General features: G+C 62.2%; 22 protein-coding genes. 11 read left to right on the top strand and 11 right to left on the bottom strand.

Annotated elements, in window-relative coordinates:
* Positions 1–30: 30 nt before the first annotated feature.
* On the bottom strand, positions 31–1,446 hold the full coding sequence (locus H5P28_RS02760; RefSeq protein ID WP_185674165.1) for an ROK family protein: 1,416 nt from the start codon (positions 1,444–1,446) through the stop codon (positions 31–33).
* Between the two features lie 30 nt (positions 1,447–1,476).
* Positions 1,477–3,372 (bottom strand): glucosamine-6-phosphate deaminase, encoded by a 1,896-nt coding sequence (nagB, locus tag H5P28_RS02765; protein ID WP_185674166.1) that lies wholly within the window; start codon positions 3,370–3,372, stop codon positions 1,477–1,479.
* An 85-nt stretch (positions 3,373–3,457) separates the two neighbouring features.
* Here nagB and H5P28_RS02770 point away from each other — a divergent pair, with 85 nt between their 5' ends.
* Complete coding sequence (locus H5P28_RS02770) at positions 3,458–4,333, top strand: helix-turn-helix transcriptional regulator (RefSeq protein WP_185674167.1); 876 nt, start codon at positions 3,458–3,460, stop codon at positions 4,331–4,333.
* A 427-nt stretch (positions 4,334–4,760) separates the two neighbouring features.
* Here the strand turns inward: H5P28_RS02770 and H5P28_RS02775 are convergent, their stop codons facing one another.
* From H5P28_RS02775 to dgt, 4 genes are all read right to left on the bottom strand, one after another.
* The gene (locus H5P28_RS02775) at positions 4,761–5,612 is read right to left on the bottom strand and encodes a sugar phosphate isomerase/epimerase family protein (protein WP_185674168.1); all 852 of its coding nucleotides are present in this window, start codon (positions 5,610–5,612) and stop codon (positions 4,761–4,763) included.
* Positions 5,613–5,661: 49 nt separating this feature from the next.
* Positions 5,662–6,687 carry a Gfo/Idh/MocA family protein gene (locus H5P28_RS02780; protein WP_185674169.1) on the bottom strand — a complete coding sequence of 342 codons (1,026 nt, stop codon included), beginning with the start codon at positions 6,685–6,687 and terminating at the stop codon, positions 5,662–5,664.
* Positions 6,688–6,828: 141 nt separating this feature from the next.
* Entirely contained in the window at positions 6,829–7,899 is a 1,071-nt protein-coding gene (locus H5P28_RS02785; protein WP_185674170.1) for a substrate-binding domain-containing protein, read from the bottom strand.
* A gap of 252 nt (positions 7,900–8,151) precedes the next feature.
* Positions 8,152–9,438, bottom strand: a complete 1,287-nt coding sequence (gene dgt, locus H5P28_RS02790) for a dGTP triphosphohydrolase (protein WP_185674171.1) — start codon at positions 9,436–9,438, stop codon at positions 8,152–8,154.
* A gap of 63 nt (positions 9,439–9,501) precedes the next feature.
* Between dgt and H5P28_RS02795 the strand changes: the two genes are divergently transcribed.
* The 8 genes from H5P28_RS02795 to H5P28_RS02830 all read left to right on the top strand — a co-directional run bounded on the left by H5P28_RS02795 (position 9,502) and on the right by H5P28_RS02830 (position 17,378).
* Entirely contained in the window at positions 9,502–10,137 is a 636-nt protein-coding gene (locus H5P28_RS02795; protein WP_185674172.1) for a hypothetical protein, read from the top strand.
* A gap of 100 nt (positions 10,138–10,237) precedes the next feature.
* A complete protein-coding gene (locus H5P28_RS02800; RefSeq protein WP_185674173.1) occupies positions 10,238–11,722 on the top strand; it encodes a phytoene desaturase family protein in 1,485 nt (494 codons plus the stop codon).
* A 141-nt stretch (positions 11,723–11,863) separates the two neighbouring features.
* Positions 11,864–12,304: a 3-hydroxyacyl-ACP dehydratase FabZ family protein gene (locus H5P28_RS02805; protein ID WP_185674174.1), complete on the top strand. Its 441-nt coding sequence runs from the start codon at positions 11,864–11,866 to the stop codon at positions 12,302–12,304.
* The gene (locus H5P28_RS02810; RefSeq protein ID WP_185674175.1) at positions 12,301–13,104 is read left to right on the top strand and encodes an enoyl-ACP reductase FabI; all 804 of its coding nucleotides are present in this window, start codon (positions 12,301–12,303) and stop codon (positions 13,102–13,104) included. The genes H5P28_RS02805 and H5P28_RS02810 overlap by 4 nt, the downstream gene beginning before the upstream one ends.
* Before the next feature lie 4 nt (positions 13,105–13,108).
* Entirely contained in the window at positions 13,109–14,146 is a 1,038-nt protein-coding gene (locus H5P28_RS02815; protein ID WP_185674176.1) for a 3-oxoacyl-ACP synthase III, read from the top strand.
* Positions 14,147–14,175: 29 nt separating this feature from the next.
* Positions 14,176–15,051, top strand: coding sequence for an alpha/beta fold hydrolase (locus tag H5P28_RS02820; RefSeq protein WP_185674177.1), 876 nt, complete (start codon positions 14,176–14,178; stop codon positions 15,049–15,051).
* 254 nt (positions 15,052–15,305) lie between these two features.
* Positions 15,306–15,806 (top strand): HPP family protein, encoded by a 501-nt coding sequence (locus tag H5P28_RS02825; protein WP_185674178.1) that lies wholly within the window; start codon positions 15,306–15,308, stop codon positions 15,804–15,806.
* A gap of 99 nt (positions 15,807–15,905) precedes the next feature.
* Positions 15,906–17,378: a hypothetical protein gene (locus H5P28_RS02830; protein WP_185674179.1), complete on the top strand. Its 1,473-nt coding sequence runs from the start codon at positions 15,906–15,908 to the stop codon at positions 17,376–17,378.
* 115 nt (positions 17,379–17,493) lie between these two features.
* Here the strand turns inward: H5P28_RS02830 and H5P28_RS02835 are convergent, their stop codons facing one another.
* The 3 genes from H5P28_RS02835 to H5P28_RS02845 form a co-directional block, all read right to left on the bottom strand.
* Positions 17,494–18,240: a carbonic anhydrase family protein gene (locus H5P28_RS02835; protein ID WP_185674180.1), complete on the bottom strand. Its 747-nt coding sequence runs from the start codon at positions 18,238–18,240 to the stop codon at positions 17,494–17,496.
* A gap of 210 nt (positions 18,241–18,450) precedes the next feature.
* Positions 18,451–18,882, bottom strand: coding sequence for an L-fucose mutarotase (gene fucU / locus H5P28_RS02840; protein WP_185674181.1), 432 nt, complete (start codon positions 18,880–18,882; stop codon positions 18,451–18,453).
* Between the two features lie 263 nt (positions 18,883–19,145).
* Complete coding sequence (locus H5P28_RS02845) at positions 19,146–19,937, bottom strand: sugar phosphate isomerase/epimerase family protein (RefSeq protein ID WP_185674182.1); 792 nt, start codon at positions 19,935–19,937, stop codon at positions 19,146–19,148.
* A gap of 158 nt (positions 19,938–20,095) precedes the next feature.
* Here H5P28_RS02845 and H5P28_RS02850 point away from each other — a divergent pair, with 158 nt between their 5' ends.
* Positions 20,096–20,851: a helix-turn-helix transcriptional regulator gene (locus tag H5P28_RS02850; protein WP_185674183.1), complete on the top strand. Its 756-nt coding sequence runs from the start codon at positions 20,096–20,098 to the stop codon at positions 20,849–20,851.
* 130 nt (positions 20,852–20,981) lie between these two features.
* Here the strand turns inward: H5P28_RS02850 and H5P28_RS02855 are convergent, their stop codons facing one another.
* Positions 20,982–21,827, bottom strand: coding sequence for a fasciclin domain-containing protein (locus tag H5P28_RS02855; RefSeq protein WP_185674184.1), 846 nt, complete (start codon positions 21,825–21,827; stop codon positions 20,982–20,984).
* 342 nt (positions 21,828–22,169) lie between these two features.
* On the opposite strand from H5P28_RS02855, the gene H5P28_RS02860 reads away from it, so the two are divergent.
* On the top strand, positions 22,170–23,165 hold the full coding sequence (locus H5P28_RS02860) for an NAD(P)/FAD-dependent oxidoreductase (protein WP_281398096.1): 996 nt from the start codon (positions 22,170–22,172) through the stop codon (positions 23,163–23,165).
* On the opposite strand, the gene H5P28_RS02865 is transcribed toward H5P28_RS02860, so the two are convergent.
* The gene (locus H5P28_RS02865; protein WP_185674186.1) at positions 23,136–24,080 is read right to left on the bottom strand and encodes a hypothetical protein; all 945 of its coding nucleotides are present in this window, start codon (positions 24,078–24,080) and stop codon (positions 23,136–23,138) included. The genes H5P28_RS02860 and H5P28_RS02865 overlap by 30 nt on opposite strands.
* Positions 24,081–24,121 lie beyond the last annotated feature (41 nt).

Raw genomic sequence — 24,121 nt, forward strand, 5'->3', positions numbered from 1 at the left:
TGCGCTTGAGGTTGTCGGGATCTCTGCTGGTTACAGTCTGGTTGAGGCGGACTGCTTGTCCAGTACCGGAAGCGAAGCGGCCGCGACGGCCTGGCCGTGGCGCTTCATGGTCTCGTCGGGCAGGGTGATGCTGATGGTTGGCGCGAGCGAGGGGAACTCGTCGCCGAGCACATCCTCGGCCTGCTCGCGGATGATCTGGCCGCCTTCGCCCGAGCTGACGCGCCCGAGGAAAAGCAGGTGCCGGAACCGGTAAAAGTCCGCGTAATGCGCCAGCGCGTAGCCGAGGCAGGTACCGATGGTGCGGTAGATGGCGGCGGCCCGCTGGTCGCCACGCTCCATGTGGCTCTGAACGGCTTCGAGCTGCTCGGCCATAGGCATTTCCGCCGGGACCGGGAGCCCCGAGGCCGGGAGCAGGCGGGAGACCGCCTGTTGGGAGAAATACTGCACGCCGCAGCCACGGTCGCCGCTCCACTCGTCGCGGGGGGAGTCCTGTTCGCGGTAGTCCACCGGCGCGAAGGCCAGCTCGTTAAGCCAGCCGGTGACGGCTCCGGCTCCGTTGACATAGCCGACAGCCTGGCTCGTGCCCATGGAGAGTCCGAGCACCTCGGAGACACCGAGCACGTGCGCCCCGGCCAGCGCGGTGACATCGCCGTCGTTGGCCACGACAAAGGGGACGTTTTCCCACTTGCGTTTGAGTTCGTGAAAGAGCGGACGGATCTTCGCCTCGAAGTCGCCGGCACTGACGCCGCGAAAGAGCGAGGCCACGCGGGGCTCGTTGTCGATGTAAATGCCCGCCGCGCTGCCGCCGATGGCATCGACGCGGGGCAGGTGGGCGGCGGCGCGCTCCAGGCTGTCCTGAATGCCCGCGATGTGGTACTCGGGGTCGCTCTCGAAGTAGGGCGACCACTTGATTTCCTCCGAGTAAACCACCTCGCCGTCGATGAGCGCGGCGCACTTGCGGTCGCTTCCGCCGAGGTCGAAGCCGATCCGGCAACCGTCAATATTGCGTTTGGCCGGGGCGGGTTCGCCGCTGTCGGCGCACTCCGGCGCGAGCGTGTCGTGGACGGAGAAGGGTTGGAGAAAAACGCGCTGCCCCATGAACTCCCAGTCAAAGGCGCGTTCGCCTTCGGGGCTGTAAATGGTTTTCAGTTTGGCGGCGATTTCGGGCGCGCCGCTGAGGCGGACTTCGCAGCCGCCCCAGGCCCAGAGCATCATTTTGACCAGCCGCTCGCAGTAGCGCAGGTTGTAGCCCGCGTAGGCGAGGTTGGCCGGGAGCAGGCGGGTGCGGTAGGTGTTGGCCTGCCCGTCGGGGCGCACCACCTGGAGCGTGACTTCACGGGCGTCGGGGCAGAGGTAGGCCAGATCGCGATAGTGCTGGTTCCACAGCGAGGCCGGGATGAAGCCCGGATCGAGTTCGGGCGTGTGCAGGAGCTTGAGTTCAAACATGGTGTCGGTTCCTCGGATGGGGTTGCGGGGTTACAGCGGCCAGCGTTTGAAGGCCTCAATGGCCTCATACTCGGGCAGGCCGAGGGCATCGTAAGTGCGTGCCGTGCCGTGGTTGAGTTCGGCGGCGACATCCCAGCTGTTGCCGTCGCTCTTTTTGCCTAGGCCGGGCGACTGGCTGCGCTGAGACTGCTGCTGGTAAATGCCCTGCATCTTGTTTTCAAACTCCGAGGGCGAGAGCGGCACGGCCATGTCGATTTCGTGGGTTTCCCACTCGTTGCCGGGGCCGCGATAGAGCCAGACGCGGCAGTCGCGCAACCACTCTTCGTCCTTGAACGAGGCCAGTGCCTCGTTGAGGATGCCGAAGCACAGGGCGGGGACCGAGAGCGGATCGTAGCGGTAGCCTGTGGCGAAAATCTGGTGCGGGCGGATTTCGAGCAGAAGCTCGCGCATGCGGGCGATGTCGGCCTCGCCCGGCTTGAAACGCCGGTAGCGCCCCTCCTCGTAGAAGGGCAGGTCGAGGAAGCGCAGGCTGGCCGGGGACAGCCCGAGGATACGAGCCGAGGAGTTGACTTCGCCCCGGCGCACGAGGCCCTTGAGGTGGCGGATGTCGGCGCTGTCGAGGTCGAACTTGCCCTTGGCCTCAAGCTCGCGCATGACCTGCGCGGCGTAGGCGGTCGAGGGCTGCTCGGGGTAATCCCGCTGCATGCCCATCATCCACTCCAGCATGCGTCGAAGTTCGTCGTCGGGCACGGCGAGGTTGCCCGAGGTCAGGTAAGCGACCGTGACTTCGTGCCCCTGATTGGCCAGCCGGTGCAGGGTGCCGCCCATCGAGCTGACGTCGTCCAGCGGCTCCGGGCTGAGCACAAGCACCCGCTTGGGGTGGGGCAGGGCGCGTTCAGGCCGGTGCGAGTCGTCGGCGTTGGGCTTGCCGCCGGGCCAGCCGGTGATGGTGTGCTGGGTGAGGTTGAAAAGCTCGATGTTGAGATTGTAGGAACCCTTTTCAGTCAGCAGGTCGGACATGCCGTTTTCAGAGTAGTCCTCGTCCACGAGTTTCAGCAGCGGCTTTTTAACCTGCAAGGCGAGCCAGGTGATGGCCTTGCGAATGAGGGCGGGGGTCCACTCGACCGGACCGACGAGCCAGGGGTAGCGGATGCGGGTCAGATGGCTGGCCGCCGCCGCGTCCAGGCAAAAGGTACAGGCCTTGTGGCGCTGGAGGAAGCTCGCGGGTACGGCGAGGCGCTGTTCGCCCTCGACCGTTTCGGCCACGATGGTGGCCTTGGATTCACCCCAGGCGAGGAGGAAAATTTGACGGGCTTCGAGGATGGAGCCGACACCCATCGTGATGGCGTGGCGGGGGACGTTCTCCTCGCCGAGAAAGTCGCGGGCCGCGTCGCGGCGGGTCAGCGCGTCGAGGGTGACGAGCCGGGTGCGGCTCTCCGGGCCGGAGCCTGGCTCGTTGAAACCGATGTGGCCGGTGCGTCCGATGCCGAGGATCTGGATGTCGATGCCCCCAACTTGTGCGATGGCGTCTTCATAGGACTGGCAGGCGTCGAAGACCTGTTCGCGGGCGGCTGTGCCGTCGGGGACGTGGGTATTGGCCGGGTCGATGTCGATGTGATCGAAGAGCTGCTCCTGCATGAAGCGCCGGTAGCTCTCGGGGTGGGAGCCGTCGAGGCCGTAGTACTCGTCGAGGTTGAAGGTGACGGCGTGCGCGAAGCTCAGCCCCTCCTCGCGGTGACGGCGGATCAACTCGCGGTAAAGCCGCACCGGGGTCGATCCGGTGGCCAGCCCGAGGACGGCGGGGCGGCCTTCCTGCTGGCGGGTGCGCAGGAGTTTATCGATGGCGTCGGCTACATGGGCGCAGGCCTGGTCCGCGCCCGGGTAGATCCGGGTGGAAATATGCTCACGTTGGGCGAACTCGTTCATAATGGGTTTTCTTGCCCACCATCATAGCGTAAATAAATGGCTAAAACATTGCATTGTTCGGCAATTTTTTGATGATTTCGGAAATATGGAGCCCGCAAGGCTAAGACGTACCCGCAACACGCCGGACTTTCCCGCCTCGCTGCCGGAGCCGGGCAGCTACTACACCGGGGTGGACGATCCGGAACGCCCGCGCGTGCGCAACGTACTCGTTTTCATGCGCACGGAGCGCGACAAGCTCCAGCAGCGCAATTTCGCCAACCGCTCCCACCACCGCCATGTGCTCATCCTCGCGCTCGACACCGCCGGGTCGGTCATTGTCGATGGGAGCGAGGTCCGCCTCGGCGAAGGGCAGGGAATGCTGGTGAGGCCCTTTCAGTTTCACCACTACATCAACCTGGAGCAGGACCGGCTGCGCTGGCTCTTTGTGACTTTCGACCTGGAGGCGGGGGGCGGGCGTCTGCCGGAGCTTGACTACCGCGTGCTCCGGCCCGACGAAAACCTGCTGCGGCTCTGGAGCCGGATCGCCCGCACCTGGGGCGAAAAAACGGGGCCTGAGCGCGCCGTCGTCCTTCCGTTGCTGGACCTGCTGTTGACCGGGTTGCTGGCGGGCGAGAGAACGGTGACTCCGGCGGGCGCGGGGAACTCCTCCTGGATCGCACGCACGGAGTCGTTGCTCATCCAGTCGATTTACAAGGGCTGGACGGTCGAGGAAATCGCCAGCCAGCTCGGGCTTTCCGGACGCCGCCTGCGGACGCTCTTCGAGGAGCAGACCGGGGTCTCGATCCGCCGCTACCGGGCTAACTACCAACTGCACCGCGCCATGCAGCTCATGAGCGGTTCCAGCGATTCGCTCAGCCGCATCGCCGAGCGTTGCGGGTTTAACTCGCTCTCGGTTTTCACCCGTTTCATCCAGCGCGAGACCGGCCAACCGCCCCGCCGGTTTCGCCGCACGCTGGAATGATGCTTTTTAGAGCGTTTCCAATAAAGTCTTAGCCGTCACAAAAGGGCCGAATGGCTAAATGATTAAATGGTTAATTGTTATTTCCTACGTTCGGAATCCAACAATTAACAATTAGCCATTTAGCTATTCAAAGTTTGTGGCTACAGTATTTTTTGAAACGCTCTAAAAACAGGAAGGCCGGAAAGAACGCCAAGTCAGTTCAAAGAAAAGGCGTTTGGAAGTGGCATGCTGCTGTTTCTCATCCCCTTTGTGTCTTTGTGCCTCTGTGGTTAAAAAAGATGAACCGCAGAGTCGCAAAGACGCAAAGAGGGAATCGCTCCGTCTTGTTTAAAGACACGACCTTAAGCAAGACGCTCTTTAAACAAAACAGCCGGAAACCCCGACGGGCTTCCGGCTGTGAAAAAAAGGACCGAGAACAAATCCAAGCTCAGGCCAGCGCGAAGATGGCGTCCATCGCGCGCGAGGTGTTGTAGATGATCACGTCGGGGGCGTGCTTGTACATGGGCACGGGCGGAATCATTTCGGCAGCGATCCAGTTGTCGTAGCCGGTTTCCTTCAGCGCGGCGACGACCTGCGGCCAGTTCACATCCCCGGCGAGCAGTTCGCAGAAACCGTCCACCGTGCCGACGGAGCGCTTGAAGTCCTTGAAGTGGACGCGCCCGATGTGCCCGGCGAGGGTGCGGATCCAGTCCTCCGGATAGCCGTTGAGCAGGGTGTTGCCCACGTCGAGGTAGCAGCGAACAAAGGGGCTGTCGAACTGCGCGACGAACGCCTTCATCTCGCGCGGCGAGAGCAGGAACTTGTTCCAGACGTTCTCGACGCAGATCTGCACCCCGGCGGCTTCGGCGGCAGGCAGCGCCTCCGCGATAAAGGCCGTGGCCCGCTCCCAGGCGCGCTCGTAGGGGACGACTTCGCAGTCGGGGATGAAGTCCACGCCCACCGCGCCGGGGACGACGAGGATGGCGTCGAGGTTCAGCCCGTGGGCGACTTCGATTTGCTTCTTAAGGATGTCGGCGGCCTTCTGACGGTTGGCGGCGTCGGCGGAGGCGGCATTCGCGCCCCAGTAGAGGCCGCAGGCCAGCCCGCTGAGGGTCAGCCCGTGGTCCCCGGCCTGGCGAAGCACTTCGCTCAGGTCGGCGGCGGTGGAGGCCAGCGAAACCGGCCCGGTCTCGGCCAGCTCGACTTCGATGGCGGGGAAACCGGCGTCCTGCGCCAGCGCGAATTTCTCCGGCAGGCTCAGCGCCGGGTTGAACGACCAGATGTTGATGCTCTTTTTCATTGGGTGGAGGTGTAGTTTTTTTTAAATACGCAAGGAGCGCGCCCGGCGCTTACAGGCTCACGGTCTGCCCGCTGCGGGCGGATTCGATCTCGGCCAGGGCGACGCGGACGGACGCGGTAGCTTGCCCGGCGGTGGCGTCGGTGATCGCGGAGCCGTTTTCGAGGCAGTGGATAAAGGCTTCCAGTTCCTTGTAGTAGCCGCCGAGGTCGGAGAGGTTGCCGCCCTTGAAGCTCGACTCGCGCTGCCCCGCGCTGGCGAAGGGCAGGGCCGCCTTGGGGGTGCCGGGGACGGTGATCGAGAGCGTCGGCTGCGCCCCGCTGTCGTAGTCGATGGTGGCGTTTTCGTACAGGGCCTGGAATGCCATCTGAAAGCCCCAGGTGTCGGGGTAGTTCCAGCCGCCCTCGGCATAGACGACGGGGCCGTCGTAGGCGTAGTGGGTAAAAATGTGGCTCGGCCCGCTGGCATCGAAATGCCCGTGGCTGGTCACGGCGCGGGGCTCCCCGAGCAGGGCGAGCACGAAGTCCGTGTCGTGGATATGCAGATCGAAGGCGGCACCCTTGCTGCGGATTTCCTGGTTAAGCCAGTCGCCCTCTGCGTAAGTAGGGCGAGCGGAACGACGCTGCATGGTCAGGCTGAGCAGTTTCCCGCCCTGGCCGCTGGCGTGGAACTCGCGCAGTGCCTGGTACTCGGGCCAGAAGCGGATGCACTGGCCGACCTGGAAGGGCACTCCGGCCTCGGCGGCGGCGGTGCTGATGCGCTCGGCGTCCTCCGTGCTGAGCGCAAGCGGTTTCTCACAAAAAACGGCCTTGCCCGCGGCGATGCCCTTGAGCGCGAACTCCAGGTGCAGGTCGGTCGGCAGGCAGATGTCGAGCACATCGAAATCAAGCGCCTCGAACGCCTCCTCCACCGTCGCGAACACCGGCACCCCGGGCATGCCCAGGCCGTCGAGTTTTTCCTTCGCTGCCGCGCCCTTGAAGTCAACGACTCCCACCAGCGTGGCGTTTTCGAGCTGGGCATAGATCTGGGCGTGCATCGCGCCCATGAACCCCATGCCGACAATGACTGACTTTTTCATAGATATTTGAATTTAGTTTTTATGGATATTAATTAATTCAGGAAAAGCGATGCCCGGTCCCGCCGTTGCGTCGGCCGGAAGTGGAAAGAGGGGAGAGGTGTTTTTTTAACAGGGCGTCCGTGCCCCGGTATTGTTTAAAACCTAACTGGAGATGCCTCGGTGGAGCGTGAAATTCGTGACAGGGCGGAAGGGGTGCAGGGCCGGGTTTTCCAGGCTGACCGCGAGCATGCCCAGGTGTTGCAAGTCGATCTTGAGCGAGCTGAGCCCGAGGCGGGCGGCTTCGCCCGTCCCCCAACCGGCGAGCAGGCCGATCTTGCCGGGGATGTCCACCCCGGCGGCGGTCAACCCTTGGTAGAGCGCGACCGCGAAATTCTCTTCCGCGCAGTAAACGCCCGTCCGCCCCTTGGCCGAGCAGAGGCGGGCGACGACCTGCGCGGTGTCGCAGCCCTGATCGCCGTCGATGATGGTGAAATGGGCCGCGTCGAGGTTGACGCCTTCGACGGCTTCTTCAAAGGCTTCGACCATCGCGTCGATGACCTTGCCGCTGAAGGGGCGGACGACAACCACGCGCTCATAGCCCTGCGCCAGCAGGTGCGAAAGCGCGAGCAGCGCCCCCTGCGCGAAGTCCGGCGCGACGCTGCCAATGCCGGGCACCGGGCAGGCGCGCAACAGCACGCGGGCACCGGCGAGCTGGTCCGCGTAGGCGGCCAAGGCGCGGTCGTCCCAGAGGTCGTCCAGGATCAGGCGACCCGGCTCGTCCTGTGTACGCAGCAGGAGCGACTCCAGCAACTGGCACTGTTCTTCCACGCCGAGCACCTGCGGGACGGCGTCGGAGGCGTCCTGCTGGATCAGGCTGCTGGCCGGGAGCATGAGCAGCCCGCGGTTGGCCTCTTCGCAGGCCAGGCCGATCCCCTGCACCAGCCGCGAGTACCAACTGGCCCAGGCGCTGATGCTGCGGAAAAAACACGTGACTGGCTTCGGCGCATCAAAGAGCAGCCGGGCCGACTTCGGGTAGTAGCGCCCGTTTTCATTGCGCCAGAGCTCGCCCTCGTCGCCCATCTGGCGCAGGGCCTTGGAGACGGTGACATGGGAAAACCCCAGCAACTGCCCGAGCTTGCGCGTCGAGGGCAGGGGAACCGACGGGTCGTCGTGTTCCTCCAACAAGGCGTGGATCGCCGCAATGACGCTTTCTTCTGTGCTGAACCCCAGCATGCCGCCCACTCAAGCTTCTCCGGCCCAACTTGTCAAATACATTAATTTACAAAAACAAAAACGTTAATTTGTTTGTACATTCAAGAACTGGAGCGGTATAAATAAGATCGTAGCGACCTACTAAAGGACCGAATGGTTAAATGGTTAAAATGGCTAATTGTTGTTTTCTACGTTCTGCATCCAGCCATTAACAATCAGGCATTTAGCGCATTCAATGCGCTGTGCCTATAACATTTATTGAAGGGATCTGACCTAAAGCAAATCCGTGATGGAGCCGAACTCCGGGTCGAAAAGGTGGCGGTAGAGGCGGATGGCCTCGTGGTCGGTGAGCTGGGTGAGCGTGTCGCACAGCAGGCGGGCGCGTCGGTGCTCGTCCTCCTCGCGTTCGACCCAGGTCAGGGCGGGTTCGGGCAGGAGTTTCAGGCCGCTGCTGCCGGGCTTGAGGTGGCAGTCGAAAAAGGCCTTGAACAGCCGCTCGATCAGAAAGCCGCTTTTGAACTCGACCTGCTGGATACGCGGCGAACGGAAAACCAGGTCGAAGGCGATTTTCTTGTACAGCGAGCATTCGGCCAGAATTTCCTCCGGCACCTGGAGCCGCCAACGGTAGCGGGCGGTCTTGTCCGCCAGCACACCGTCGAAGGGGACGAGCTCGACGGCGCGGATGAATTCGCCCAGCTTGCGGGCGAAAATCGCCTCCAGGTAGTCCTCTTCCAGTAGTTCGAGCAACGACTTGAAGGCGGGCGAGTCGGCGCGTTTGCTGCCCGGCCCCTCGGCCCAACGGACGATGGCGGCGCGGGTCAGATAACCGGCCTTGACGCTGTCCACGATGTCGTGGAGGGAGTAGGCCGTGTCGTCAGCCCAGTCCATGACCTGGCATTCCAGGCTCTTGGCAGTGTTGGCGGTATCGGGGGCAACCGCATCGGAGGGCCATTCGCCCCCGGCTACGAAGTCCCGCACCCCGGCCTGCTCGTCATAGAGGAAATGGTTCTCGGGGTACTCGGCCCCGCTTGTCTCGGTCGGCGGGGTGCAGCAGTCCATCCAGAGGGCCTTGTACTTGAGAATCCCGTCCAGAAAGGCCCGGCTCGGGGACATGCCGTGGGGGGAGTCCTTGCGCTGCCAGAAGGTTTCGGTCAGGATGCGGGCCGTCTGGGCGTTACCCTCGAAGCCGCCCCAGGGGGCCATGAGTTCGTTCAGCTTGCGCTCGCCGATGTGGCCAAAAGGCGGGTGCCCCAGGTCGTGGGAGAGGCCGACGGCTTCGAGCAGGTCGCCGTCGAGTGCCACCTCTGGGTAGCGGCGGTTGAGGTGCTCGCCGATGGAGCGGGCGATGCGCGCCACCTCCAGCGAGTGGGTCAGCCGCGTGCGGTAAAAATCGTATTCGCCGGACTGGAAGACCTGCGTCTTGGACTGGAGGCGGCGAAAGGCGTAGGAGAAAACGACGCGGTCGCGGTCGAGCTGGAAGGGGCTGCGCTCGTCGGAATCTCCACTTCGGGTGGAGCCGTAGCGCGCGTTATCAAAATCACGGTAAAAGGGCTCGGGCATGACAGATTTGACTTTGCGGGAGAGGCGGGAAGGGATACAACCCATTTTGTGAACTTACCCCCGATGTCCAACCTAAAGCGCTCGTTGCTCCTGCTTATCACCGCCGGTCTCCTCGCGGGGACCGCTCACGCCCGGATCGGCGAAAGCCGAAGTTCGCTCGAAAACCGGCTGTTCAAGGACCGCAAGGGGGTCAAGGTCCCCGCTCGCGACCAGAGTAACTGGATCACCCACAAGTCCGTTCCTTACCGGGCGCTGTACGAGTTTTTCCCGGACGGTATCGAGGAAGCCGTCTATTACAAGATCGCCGAGGACGGCCAGGCCACCACGGCGGATGTGAATGAAAACCAGTTCCCCGACGGGTGGATGCTGCACGTGGTTTACAAAAACGGCCAGTCCGTCTTCGAGGCCTACCGGCGCAACGGCGCGGGCATCACCCGCTACGAAGAGGAGGCCATCCTCGTGGTCAACCAGGGCGGCTCCCACTGGCAGCGGGTCAACGCCAAGGAGGCCAAGCCCAGCGTCTTTGGCTACAACCTGGAGCGGGCGGACGGGCAAGTGCGCGCCCAGTTGCGCGGCAACTATCTGCTCGTTTACCGGGTGGAATTTGACGAAGTGGTCAAGGCGGGCAAAGACGAGGCCGACGCCGAGACTGATGCCGAGAAAAAGGACGAGGCCCCGAAGAGCGTCGAGGGGTTTTAAGACGCCGGTACGAAGGACCAAGCCCCGGCCCGAGTAAGGGGTGGGGTGCGCTTTGCCCTTGCCCATAAGGGAAAGCCGCTTACGTTCGGCCTTTTTACTTATGGCGAAAGACTGGCTAGAAGGCGTAAACGGCTCCTATGACGCTGTCGTGATCGGCAGCGGACTGGGTGGGCTGACCAGTGCGAATATCCTCGGGAAAATGGGCCACCGCGTGCTCGTGCTTGAGCACCATTACCAATTCGGCGGCCTGGCCACGTGGTTCAAGCGCCCGCGCCGGCACATTTTCGACATCTCGCTGCACGGCTTTCCGGTCGGGATGATCAAGTCCTGCCGCCGCTACTGGACGAAGGAGATTTCCGACTCGATCAAACAGATCAAGTCCATCCGCTTCATCAACCCGCAGTTCAACATCGACACGACCTTCGACCGCAACGACTTCACGCGCATCCTGCAGGAGACCTTCCAGATCCCGCGCGAGCGCGTCGAGGCGTTCTTCGAGCACCTGCGGCAGATGAACTACTACGACCGCGACACCCGCACGACCAAGGAGATGTTCGAGGAGTTCTTCCCCGGTCGCAACGACGTGCACCGCCTGCTTATGGAGCCCATCGCCTACGCCAACGGCTCCACCTGGGACGACCCCGCCATCACCTACGGGATCGTGTTTTCCAATTTCATGAGCAAGGGCGTCTATATTTATCAAGGCGGGACGGACCAGCTCATCAGCCGCATGACGGACGAGCTCCAGCGCAACGGGGTCGAAATCCGCCGCAACTGCCTGGTGGAAAAAGTTTACACCGAGGACGATCCGGCCACCGGCCAGCGCCGTGTGGTCGGCATCCGCGCCAATGGTCGCGGCGGCGAGTCCCGCGACATCGCCTGTAAGGCCGTTGTCTCCAACGCCAACATCAAGAACACCGTCCTCCAATTGGCCGGGGCCGAGAATTTCAGGCCCGAGTTCGTGGCCGAGACGGAAAAAGTCCGCGTCAACACCAGTTCGTGCCAGGTGTACCTGGGCATCCGCGAGGGCGAGTCGATCCCGAACATTGGCGACCTGGTCTTCACCTCGGAGGCCCCGGAGTACTCCAGCACCGAGCTGACTGACTTCAACACGACCAGCCGGACTTTTTCGGTCTATTACCCGGACACCCGACCGCAAAACCCGGTCCAGCGCTACGCCATCGTGGCCTCGCTCAACGCCCGCTGGAAGGACTGGGAAAAACTCTCTGAGCCCGATTATGCCGCCGCCAAGGAGCGCATCATCACGCAGGCGCTGGACGGACTGGAAAAATTTATCCCCGACATCCGCCAGAAGGTGGACTGGCAGGAAGCGGCTACTCCGCGCACCGTGCATCACTACACGCGGCACTTCGGCGGCACCTCCTTCGGGACGAAGTTCGAGGGGCTGAAGGTTTCGATGGAGCTGCCCGAGCAAGTTGGCGGGCTCTACCACGCCGGTTCGGTCGGCATCATCATGTCCGGCTGGCTGGGCACGATCAACTACGGGGTCATCGTCGCCAGCAAGGCCGACTCCTTCCTGATGGCCGCCAAGCGCGGTGAAGCCGCCCCCGCCGCCTCGAACTGACCGCGCCCGCCCGGCGCGTGGCCAGTTGCCCTGAAAATATTCCTGGCCCGCACTGCTTGGCCCACTTTGGCGGATTTGCGCATCTTCGCGTGACTTCGCGGGAAACTTCCTTTATTCACTCTTACCTCAACCCACATTCCGATGGACGACCTCGTAAAAACCATTCCCCACCGTCCGCCGTTCCTCTTCATCGACGAGGTGACGGAACTGCGCGAGGACGGTATCAGCGCCCGCCGCACCTTGCGCGCGGACGAGTTCTATTTCGCCGGGCACTACCCCGGTAACCCGATCATGCCCGGCGTGCTTTTGTGTGAATCGGCTTTTCAGGCCGCTGCCGTCTATCTGGTCAAGAAGATGGAAGGCGAGGGCACCGACATGGAGGGGCGCACGCCGATCCTCTCGCGCATCGGCGACGCCAAGTTCAAAAACATCGTCCGCCCCGGTGAGACCTTCACCATCGATGTCACCTACACCAAGACGCTGGCCGACTTCCACTTCCTCAAGGCGGTGGTGCGGCGCGGTGACGGCAAGGTCGCCGTTGCGCTCGATTTCGTCCTGGCCATGATCGCTGCCGAGGTATGAGTTTCCTGTCTGTTTCCGGAAAGACCTTCCTCATTACCGGTGTGGCCAACCGCAAGAGCGTGGCCTGGCACATCGCCAAGACGCTCGAAGAGGCGGGCGCGAAAACGGTGTTCAGTGTGCGCTCGCCCGAGCGGCTGGAGTCGGTCAAAAAACTCCTCGGCGACCGCCCCGCCTACGTCTGCGACGTGGAGGACGAGACGCAGATTCAGGCGCTGGCCGAGCAGGCCGGGCCCGCCCACGGCCCCTTTGCCGGGCTGGTGCACTCCATCGCCTTCGCCAACTTCAGCGCCGGGCCGCAGCCGTTCCACAACACGCGGCGTGAGGACTTCCTGCAGGCCACGACCATCAGTTGTTTTTCGCTGGTCGAGCTGGCGCGGGCCTTCAAGCCGTACCTCGCGCCCGACGCCGCCGTGGTTTCGATCGGGATTTCCTCGCAGGTCACGGCGGAGAACTACGGCTACCTTTCCCCGATCAAGGCCGCGCTCGACTCAGCCACGCGGTTTCTGGCCAAGTCCTTCAGCGCGGATACCGCCGTGCGCTTTAACACCGTCAACCCCGGCCCGCTCAAGACCAGCGCCTCCGCCGGCATCCCCGGCTACCTGGAGAACTACCTCTTTGCCGAAAAGCTGACCCTGCGCAAGCAGGCCGTGACCACGCAGGAAGTCGCCAACACGGCGGTCTTCCTGCTGAGCCCCCGCTCCAGCGGGATCAACGGCCAGTCGATCGTGGTCAACGCGGGGATGGATATGAACTACTTCGACCGCGAAGTCCTCGACGCCGCCATGCGGCCCAAAATTTAAGCCGATGCGCTTCAGCAACGTCGCTATCGCCGCGCTGGCCCACGTCGAGCCGCCCGAAGTCGTCACCTCCGCCGAAATCGAGGAGCGGCTGAAGCCGCTCTACGAGCGCGTCAAGCTCCCTGCCGGGCGTCTGGAACTGATGACCGGCATCCGCGAGCGCCGCTTCTGGCCCGCCGGCACCAAGCCCTCCGCCATCTCCGCCCTGGCCGGGGAAAAGGCGCTGAAAAAGCTCCCCGCCGGTGAACGCGGGCGTATTGATTTGTTGATACACTGCGGGGTCTGCCGCGACCGGCTCGAGCCCTCGACCGCTTCCTACGTCCACGGGGCGCTTGGTCTGCCCGCCACGACGCAGCTTTTCGACCTTTCTAACGCGTGCCTGGGCTTCATGAATGCCCTCGTCATGGCCGCCGGGATGATCGAGTCCGGTCAGATCGAGCGGGCGCTGCTCGTCTCCGGGGAGAACGGCAAGCCCTTACTCGAACACACGCTGGCCCAACTGCTTGACCCGTCGCTGACCCGCAAGCAGGTGAAACCCTTTTTTGCTAACCTCACCATCGGCGCGGGTGGCGTGGCCGCCGTGCTCACCCGCAAAGACCTTGCGCCCGCCGGTTCTCCGTGCCTGCGGGCGGGCGTGGCCCGGACCGATTCCGAGGCCAACCGCCTCTGCGAAGGCGATGCCTCCGGCTCCGGCGCGCTGGTGATGCAGACCGACGCGGTGGCGCTGCTGGAGGCGGGCGTAGCGCTCGCCCGGCAGACCTGGACGCAGTTCAAGGGCGTGTGCGGCTGGGACGAGCAGACCCCCTCCCGCATCGTTTGCCACCAGGTCGGACGCCAGCACCAGCTCAAGCTGCTGGAGGGGCTGGGCATCGCCCCGGCCAAGGATTACAGCACCTTTGAAACGCTCGGCAACGCCGGGTCCGTCTCGTGCCCGCTCACGCTTTCCAAGGGGCTGGAGACGGGGGCCATCGGCGCGGGGGACAAGGTCGCCCTGCTCGGGATCGGCAGCGGCCTGTGCTGTCTCATGCTCGCGCTGGAGTGCTAGCGTGCCCCTAAAAAAAGCCCGTTCACCGCATGAAAAATATTCCCGATTGGCGCGCCCTCTATCCTTTTGAATCCCACTGGCTGGAGACACCCGCCGGACGCGTTCACTACGTGGACGAAGGGGCAGGGGAGGAGACGGTCGTCTTCGTGCACGGCAATCCGACCTGGTCGTTCTTTTACCGCAACCTGATTCTCGGCCTGCGGGATAAATTCCGCTGCGTGGCCATCGACCACCTCGGAATGGGGCTGTCGGACAAGCCGCAGGATTTTTCCTACCGCCTGGCCGACCGTATCGAACATTTGGATACGCTCATCCGCACGCTCGGGCTGAAGCAGTTTCACCTCGTTGTACACGACTGGGGCGGCGCTATCGGAATCGGGGCCGCGCTGCGCCATCTGGACAAGCTCGGCCGTATCCAGATTATGAATACGGCGGCCTTCCGTTCGGCCCACATGCCCTGGCAGATCGGCTGCTGTCGCCTGCCCCTGCTTGGGGAGGTCTTTGTGCGCGGCTTTAATGGCTTTGCCGGAAGCGCTACCAGTATGGCAGTTGAGAAAAAACTCCCGCCCGCCGTCAAGGCCGGGTACCTGCACCCGCACCGCAACTGGCACGACCGTGTCGCAGTGGCACGCTTCGTGCAGGACATCCCCATGAACCCGGCGCACCCCAGTTACGTTACGCTGCTGGGCATCGAGGAGTGCCTGCCGGAACTGGCTTCGCACCCGATGCAGATAGTCTGGGGGATGAAGGATTTTTGCTTCAACAAGGAGTTTCTCGACGAGTGGCAACGCCGCTTCCCGCAGGCGCACGTCCACCGGCTCGAAAACGCCGGGCATTACCTGCTCGAAGACGAGCCGGAGCAAACGCTTGAGCTGACCCGCGCGTTTTTGACCGCACTGTCATAAGGGTCCGGCGCTCGATGGTGCGCGTAGGTCTCCGGGAGGATGATGTCTGGTCATGGAAAAGCATGGGCTATGCTTCGTAACATCATCCATGATGCCTCGAAAAACAGGTACCGGTAGGCTCACTCTGTTGACTGCCGGTCCTGACCGGGCATTTTTCAGGAATAAGAGCGGGGCGGGCTGTCGAGAATCCTGCGATGCGCTCTTGGCAAGTTCTGGGTTGGCATCGCGAAACAAACGGTCATAAACCGTATCCTATGAAGCCGCTTCCTCACGCCAGCTATGTCGGGCTTGGTTCCCTGCTGAGTATGGCCTCTTTGGCGGGGGTGGCGGCGATTACTCATACGCCGTTCATCTTTCCCTCGCTGGGGCCGACGGCGTACCTGCTGTATTTTGCCCCGACGGCGGCGGCTTCGACTCCGCGAGCCTGCCTGCTCGGACACGCCATTGCATTGGTTTGCGGGTACTTCGCGCTGACGGTTTCGGGGCTGGTGGACCGTCCCCCGGATGTCGCCGTGCAGGTGGAGTGGGCGCGGATACTTTCAGCCGGGCTTTCGCTCGGGTTGACGTGTTTCTTCCTCGTGCTCTTCAAGATCGACCACCCGCCGGCCGGAGCGACGACCCTGATTGTTTCGCTCGGCCTGATCACCCAGCCCTGGCAACTCGTGGTCATGGAGGTGGCCGTAGGCGTGTTGCTGGTGCAGGCGTTGGTGTTGAATGCGCTGGTCCGCAGGTTTGAGAAAAAACCGTCCGGCTGAAGGGTGCGTGTGTGGCTGTTTTTTTACGAAGAGGATTATCCGGATAGTAGTGTTTAGCTGAACAGGCCCAGACAAGCAGGCCATTTATCGCCGCGAACCATGAAATTGAAACTCATCGTCACGATTTTGCTGCTGTGCCCGATAGCGTTGCCTGGGCAGGGAACTCCCGAGAGCGTTGCTGCCAGCAACGAACTGCTCATGCAAAAGCTCGAAGCGATGGAAAGACGCATCACGCAGTTGGAGGGCGAGGTTAATGCGCTTCGGGCCGAAAACGAACGCCTTCAGGAAAAACCGCCCGCCGTGGCCACCGCCGCCGCGCACGCGGCCCTGCCTGTGGGAGCGTCTCCGTCGGCCGCTGAGTCTCACCCGCCGACGGACGGCGCTCCCACCGCATTAACTCCTGCCACCGCATCCACGGCTGTCAGCGCAGCGAAGGTGCCGGTCGAGCATGCCCCGGCGAATGTCCCCGAGGGCTACTTCCCGGTGACAAAGGGCGTCTATGCGAATATCTCCCTCATCGCCCAGGCCGACGTGATCGTGGACACGAACAACGCCAACTCGCCCGGCTCCTTTGTCACCTCCTCGCTCCCGGTCAAGGGGCAGCCGAACTACGGCAGCGGGCTGAACTCCGACGTCAGTTTCCGCCAGTCCACGCTCGCCTTTGACCTGCTGTTTGAGACCGGGGACAAGCCGCTGACCTTTTTCTACGCCAATAACTTTTTCCCCAACGGCCAGCCCGCGAACGGCTATGGCTACTACCTGCTGGGCTTCTATGCGGAGTGGAACGGCCTGCTCATTGGCTATGACTGGACCGCACTCATGGATGCCGGGGTCGATCCGAACACCCTCGACTACGAAGGTCCGAACTCCCTGCCGGAAAAATATAACGCCCAGGTTCGCTATACCCGGACGCTGTTGGAGGACGATTTCGCCAACCTGATCGGGAAAATCTCCCTCGAACAGGCCAGCCCGAGCATCTCCGGCGTGGCCGGGGGGATGGATGTTTTCCAACAGGCTCCCGACGGCGTGCTCGCCCTGCGGGCCGTCGGGGATGATTGGCACGTCCAGGCCGGTGTCGTCCTGCGCAGCCTGGTCGCGCAGACCCCGTCGGGGGACACGGGCGCGCTGGGCTGGGGCTTCTCGCTCAGCGGGAGCTGGCAGTTTACCGAAAAGGATGAGGTCATGCTTTGGGGAAACATCGGAGACGGCTTTGCCGACTACATCCAGGATGCCTACGGCCTCGGACTGGATGGCTATATCAACGCCTCCAACCAGCTCGAAACCATCCGCGTGTACGGTGTGGGGGCCGCTTACCAGCACAACTGGACACGCCACCTCAGCTCGACCTTCTCCTTTGGCTATGTGAACATCAGCGACGAAGGACTCGGCCCCTACGTGGGGGCGACGAATATGCGTGAGACCCTTTACAGCTCAGGCAACATCGTCTGGCAGGCGACACCCTTCCTCGTCGTGGGGGCGGAGTTGCTCTACGGGCGCAAGCTCGCCGTTAACGGCGAAAGTGGCGACGACTTCCGGGTCCAGAGCACCGTGCGCTACACCTTCAATCCCTGAGCGGGTGTCCCGCCGGGCCAGTGTTGTCGCACAAAAAAACGGCAGCCGGTGAGGCTGCCGTTGGTGAAAAGCGAGAAGAGAAGGCTGGTTATGTCACCTTCGAATAAGGGGGCGGTTACTTATGATCGAAGAACTCAACCTTGCCTGTTTTCAGGTCATAGACGCCGCCGACGATCATGATCTCACCGTTGTCTTCCATCCCTTTCAGGATGGGGCTTTGCTCGCGGATCTGCTGCATGGCGATGAGCACGTTATCGTCGCAGACGGCTTCGACGAACGCGGGATTCGAGGCCGTGGCGTCGCCGTGGAAATGCCCGGCGGCTTCCTTGACGGCGGGCTGGATTTTGGCCAGCAGTTCGGTGATGTTGCCCAGTTCGACACCCTGGATGGCGGCGCGGACGGCACCGCAGTTCTCGTGCCCGAGGACGACGACCAGCTTCGAGCCGGAGACCTTACAGGCGAATTCCATGCTGCCGATGATGTCAACGTTGACGATGTTACCGGCGACGCGGGCGACGAAGAGGTCGCCGATGCCGCGGTGGAACACGTCTTCGACCGGCACGCGGGAGTCGAGGCAGGAGAGGACGACGGCCATCGGGTATTGGCCAAGAGCGGCCTCACGCACGCGCTCGCTGTTGTTGCGGACGGTGAGGCTGTCATCGATGTACTCGGCGTTGCCTTGCTTGAGGATTTCAAGGACGGCTTCGGGAGTAAGCTTGGACTGATCCGCCTGGGTCAGGATCGTGCTGGTGATGATTTCTGTTTCGGGGACGAATTCCCCCTTGGGCTTGGCTGTGTCGGCGCTGGCGGTGGAAATGAGCGCGCTGACAGAGAGAAGACCGATAAGTGCGATTGCTTTCATAGTGTTTTGAGGATTGTGCGCTTTGTTGCGCGTTACTGGTGAGAGGAAGAGGATGATAATCCCAGAAGATCGCAACGGAACGAAGCATCCGTGTGGAAGAGTTATGTAAGCATGTATCAAGGCATTGGGAACGACAAAGGCGAGCACTATTAACCGACCTGGCATATTTTATAATAACTTGACGAGGCGGTTATCCCGGCGAAGCAGCCCCTAACAAGGGGTCACACCTTTTTTCAGCAGAATGTTGCCGTATTTGGCGGTCTCGCCGGTCATGAGGACCGCGAAGGCCTCGCGGGTCCGGTCATAGAATGCAAAACGCCCGATCCGGGCAATGGCCGGAGCGTCGGGAGCGTGCTTCTTTACAGGGACCAGATAGGAGGCTTCGACACTGGGGTCGAGCGTGTCGCCCTCGACGGGTGCCATCATCACCAGTGGGGCATCGACATAGGCGTCGAGTTCGAACAACGGTAAAATTGCGTCGAGCAGGGCAGGGATGCGCAGGCCGTCGGCCCGCAGCACGCGGTTATTGAAGCTCTCGCCCGGAAAATGCGCGTCGGCCAGGACGATTTCGTCGCCGTGGCCCATGCGGGTCAGTACGGCGAGCAGTTCGGGGGAAAGCAGGGGGGAGATTCCTTTTAGCATGAGCGGAGTGTGTGTCTGGTGGGAGGGGGGGCCGCGCACAGCAGCCATCCTCTCCTCATGCATAGAAGGAGTTCGACTCAAAGGAAAGACCATTAGGTTGAACAGTGAAATTATCTCACCGACGTTCACCTGGCCGGGAGGTTGGTCCTTCGCGCGTTCTCGCTCTGGCCCCCGGCGCGCTTCGCCTGTAAGCACAAAAGGCCTTGGGGCGGTCCGCTCCCAAGGCCTCGTTTCAGGAAAATCCCGGAAGTTGCCCAGACTGTTTAAAGGCCCTTGCCAGAGAGGTACTCGTAGCTGGACTTGAGACAGTCGAACGGGTCGCGGAAGCACTGGTCCTGCTCGACCGCGTACCAGCGGACGCCAGCGGCCTCGCAGGCCGGAATGATGTGGTCCCAGTCGAGGTTGCCTTCGCCGATGGGGGCCATGCGGGTCTCGTTGGTCGGCTCGCTGACTTCCTTGTCCTTGAGGTGGATGACCGGGACGCGTCCGTGGCAGCGCTCGAGGATGCGCTCGCAGTTGGTACCGGCGTTGTCGAGCCAGTACAGGTCGAGTTCGAGCATGACGTCCTGCGCGGTGTCGTCGATCATGATGTCCAGCAGCGAGGGGCCGCCCTTGACCGGACGGAAGAGTTCCTTGCTGTGGTTATGGAGTCCGAACTGAATGCCCGCGGCCTTCAGGCCATCGACGACACTGCGGGACTCCGCGATAAAGCGGCGATAGCCCTCAACGGTGTCTCCATAAGCGGCAGGAACCCCTCCCAGGGCGATATAATCGCAGCCCAGGGTGTGGTGAAAGTCGATCTCGGCCTGGAGATTGTCGGCGAGGCTTTCCCAGGCGCGGTGGGTGGCGATGCACTTGAGGCCGTTGTCGTCGAGCATGCGGCGGGCGGTCTTGGCATCAACTTCGGGGGCGTCGCCGTTCATGGCACCGACGCATGACACCTGCACGGCGGTGTAGCCGATGTCGCTGATTTTTTTCAGGGTCTGGGACAGGTCGGCGGCGGTCAGGGTATGCTCGCGGACCGTGTACATTTGGACGGCAGTTTTCGGCGTCATAGTCATGTCTTTACTGTAGGGGGGATATCGTGACTTGTGTGGAAACAGGGTAGCAAAAATGCCGTCGTTTTTAAATAGGCAATTGCGACAAAAAGATGTAAAAAGACGGCATGATAGAAGGGGTGGATATACACGGGGCAACCGTCAATACCGCGGGTTTGACCATCGCCTCTCCTCAGTGGAGTTGGACTTCCGGCCCGCTGCGGGACTACGACCTCGTTATTCTGAAATCCGGCAGAGCAACATACACGGGGGATGAAAAGGAGTGGCAGGTATCGGCGGGATCCTGTATGCTGCTGCGGCGTGGGGAAAGCTACCGGGGAATTCAGCGGCAGGATGATCCGGTCTCGATGTACTTTATCCACTTTGATTTTTTGGATAGAAAAAAACGGCCTGTCGAATTACCGGAGGAGAAGCTTCTGCCCCGGCATTTCAAGGCGGAGCACACGGAGTTTGTCGGGGGGCTGGCCGGGCGCGTGCTGGAGGCGAGCCGTGGGCCGGGCGAACCGTCGGCGGAAGCTACATTCTGGTTGCGGGCGCTGCTGGTGGAGCTGTACCGGCAGGCACGCCGTCCGCGCTGGCAGGGGCTGGAGCGAGAACAGGCCCTGCGGGTGGAAACGCTCTGTAGCGAGATCCGCGAGCGCATCGGCGAGCCGTGGCGGCTGGTCGAAATCGCGGCGCGCCTGGGCTGCGGGCCGGAGCACGCCGGACGGCTGTTTCGCAAGTACAAGGGGATGGCTCCGGTCGAGTTCGTGGTACAGGCGCGGATGGAGGCGGCCAAAGCGCTGCTGAGTTCTTCCTCGCTGTCGATCGGCCAGATTGCCGAAACGCTAGGTTTTTGCGACGTTTACGCACTCAGCCGTCAGTTCAAGAAAAAGACGGGCCAGTCGCCGAGGGCCTTTCGTCATGGCTGATGCCGCCCGTTGAAAATGGCAAAAAAAAGGGCCGCTGGAAAGCGACCCCTTTGGGAAAATAAAATAATGTCGGACGGCTAGAATAAAACACCGCCGCAGACCGGGAAAACACGGTCGCGTGACCGCTCACTTATTCGGTCAAGGCGGCGGTCTTGACGTTGGGCAGGAGCACGGTGTCGATAACGAAGATCACGCCGTTGGAGGCGATAATGTCGGTTTCGGTGACCTTGGCGCCACCCGCCGTGAAGTTACCCTCGACGAAAGCCAGCTCCAGCGGTGAGCCATTGGCGGTCTGGACTTCACCGGCCTGGATGTCCTTCATGAGGAGCTTGCCGGGGATGACGTGGTAACTGAGGATGGCGGCGAGCTGATCCTTGTTGGCCGGCAGCAGGAGCTGTTCAAGCGTGCCTGCGGGGAGGCTGGCAAAGGCTTCATCGCTGGGGGCGAAAAGCGTGTAGGGGCCCTCAGCCTGAAGCTCAGCCTGGAGACCGGAGGCCTGCACGGCGGCGAGGAAGGTGTTCAGATTGCCCTGGGCAGCGGCGGATGAAACAACATCGTCTTTGGAACCGCCGGGGCAGGCTCCGCAATCCTTCTTGGCCACCTCGGCACCGGAGCAGTCCTTTTTCGCGGTGGTGTCGCAGGCACCCTTGCTGCAATCGGCTTTGGCCATGCTGCCGCAATCTTTTTTGGCCGAAGCGTCACAGGCTCCACCGGAGCAGTCTTTTTTCGCCACGTCGGAGCAGTCCTTTTTTGCGCCGTCGGAACAGTCCTGCTTGGCGGCCTGAACGGAAGCCCCTGTGTAAGGACAGGTGGCAGCATCAGTCTTGGCCGATGCGACTACGCTGGTGGCCGCAGCGGGGGCGGTGCTGGCCTGCGCGGGGGGCACGGAGCCGCAACAACCCGCTCCCGCATGGGCAGCGGGAAGCGCCAGGAGGCTGGAAATTGAGAGGGAGAGAAGAAGGGTTTTTGTTTTCATGCAGTTATGGGTTGGATAGCGGTTGTTGCTGGTGAGAAAGCACGAACAGAGATGTATTTCTGTTTTTGTCAACTCCTTGGGGATTTTTTAACCCGGCGTGATGAGAGGGAAAGGAGAGAGTCTTTTAGTGTTGCGGAACGACTTGCCGTGTTGTCAACGGGCCAGATAGCCAGCGGTATGGATAACGGATTTCTGTTACGCTGATTCCGCCCGGTGAGCCGCCTTTATGACGGCATCGGTACAGCTCTCCCATTTAGGCCCTAATCAGTTCAAACGCTGAGTCTCTGATGATTTTTTCAGCCATACTTATACGTCTTGATATCATTGGAATAAGTTACATTTATGAGGCTCATTAAGTACATGAAAGATCGAGGTGCGGATGTTGCGATTGTGGGTGCCGGAATTACGGGCCTGATGGCGGCACGCGCTTTAGCCCGCACGGGTACTGAGGTGGTCGTTTTGGAGAAAAGTCCGGTGGTGGGAGGGCGCGTGACAACAAGGCGGTTCGGCGACGCGGTTTTCGACCTGGGGGTGCAGAATTTCACCGCCCGCTCGGATCGTTTCCGGGCATGTGTCGAGGACTGGGTCGCGACTGGCATTTGCGTGCCGTGGTATACACGCGAGGGCAGCAGTGGAGAGACGGTTTACTACCGGGGAGTGCCGACCATGGGCGAGATGGTCAGCCATTTGGCCGAGGGACTGGACCTGCATTGCGGAGCTCTGGTCACGGCGGCGGTTCGCGAGGAAAAGGACTGGTTCTTACAGGTCGAAGGAGACGCCGAGGTGCGCGCCCGGACGCTCGTGTTGACGGCCCCGGCAGTCCAGTCACGGGCGATTCTCGACGCAGGCGGCTATCCGTGCCCACCGGGGATTTCGCAGGCCCTGCACCGGGTCGGCTATGTGCGGACGCTAACCGTGCTCGCCCAGTTGGACGGCCCCAGCGGACTGCCTGCGCCGGGCATTCTTGAGCCGGCAGGCGCGGAGCCGGTGGCCTGGGTGGCGGATAATCAGCTCAAGGGTATTTCGCCGGTACCATGCCTGACGATTCACAGCGGTCCGGAATTCGCGCAGCGCTTTTTCGACGAACCGGAGGAGCGCTGGAGCGGGCACTTACTCAACGCCGTTCGACCCTACTTGCGGGCGGATGTCGTGCAGGTACATGCGCACCGTTGGCGTTACGCTTTTCGGGAGGAGGGGATCGGTGGGCAATACCTGGCCGATTCGCAGGCCAGACTCTGGTTCGCCGGGGACGCTTTTATTGACAAGCGGGTGGAAGGTGCGGCTCTTTCGGGCCTGGCCGCGGCGGATTCAATCCTGAGCGCTCTCGGGGCGCGATGAGTCCAGTTCCCGAATGGCCTGGCGGATGCGCTGCATGTTGCGCCGGGTGCTGTCGAGGTGGGGATTGTCGCCGGTGCGCGGGTCTTCAAGGAAGCGCCAGAGCTGGCCGCATTCGTTGTTCATACGGGGGATGACGAACTTCTCGTAAAAGTCGGGTGTCTTGCGCAGAAGATCTTCGTAGGCGTGATAGGGCCATTGGTCGGGCGGAAGCCCCTGATGGGTGTAGCTCTCGATAAATTCCTGGTAAAGCGTGCGCAGCTTCTCGGGGTAGCGAGGATCGCTGATCTGGCCCATAAAGTCAGCCGTGCAGACGGCCTGGCCAAGCATTTTTTCGGTCTCTGAGGTGAAGTCGATAGTGTCAAGCCGGGCGCGTGGGCCAGTACAGCAAATGAGGTTTTCGACGCTGCGAATAGCGTGGCCGGGCCAGTCCCGGCGCTCCAGGTAGGCCCGGGCGTGGCGGCAGCTTCGCTGTTCGTGGATGTGTGTGTACTTGGCCCCGGTGCCGTTGGTGTCGCCGGACTCCTTGAGGTAGCCCATATCGTGGAGCAGGATGGCGATCAGCGCGGTGTTGAAGTCCTCCGGGCCGATGACGGGAGCCGTCATCGTGTGGTGGCGGTTAATGAGGATCAGCGCGAGGCAGAAAGTGGTCTGAAGCGTGTGCTCCAGGTCATGGTAAGCCGTATCCATCGGTTGGAAACCGGTGTAGTTGCCCTCGAACATATCCGTCACGGCCTCGAAGCGCGGGATAATGTAGTCGCAGGGGGCGTCGGGGAAGGCCTCCTTGTGCAGGAGCACAACTCGTCGCGCGATTTCGGCGGGATTGCGGAAATCAATATCTTCCAGCCGGAACCGGAAGCGCTCAGTTGGGGGCTCGGGAGGGATAATAGTCCTTGAGCTATAAATCAATACCCCCATTTTTCAATGGCATTTTTCAGTAGCCCCGAAGATGGGAATGG

The organism is Ruficoccus amylovorans, assembly GCF_014230085.1.
In the GTDB taxonomy this organism is placed as follows: domain Bacteria; phylum Verrucomicrobiota; class Verrucomicrobiia; order Opitutales; family Cerasicoccaceae; genus Ruficoccus; species Ruficoccus amylovorans.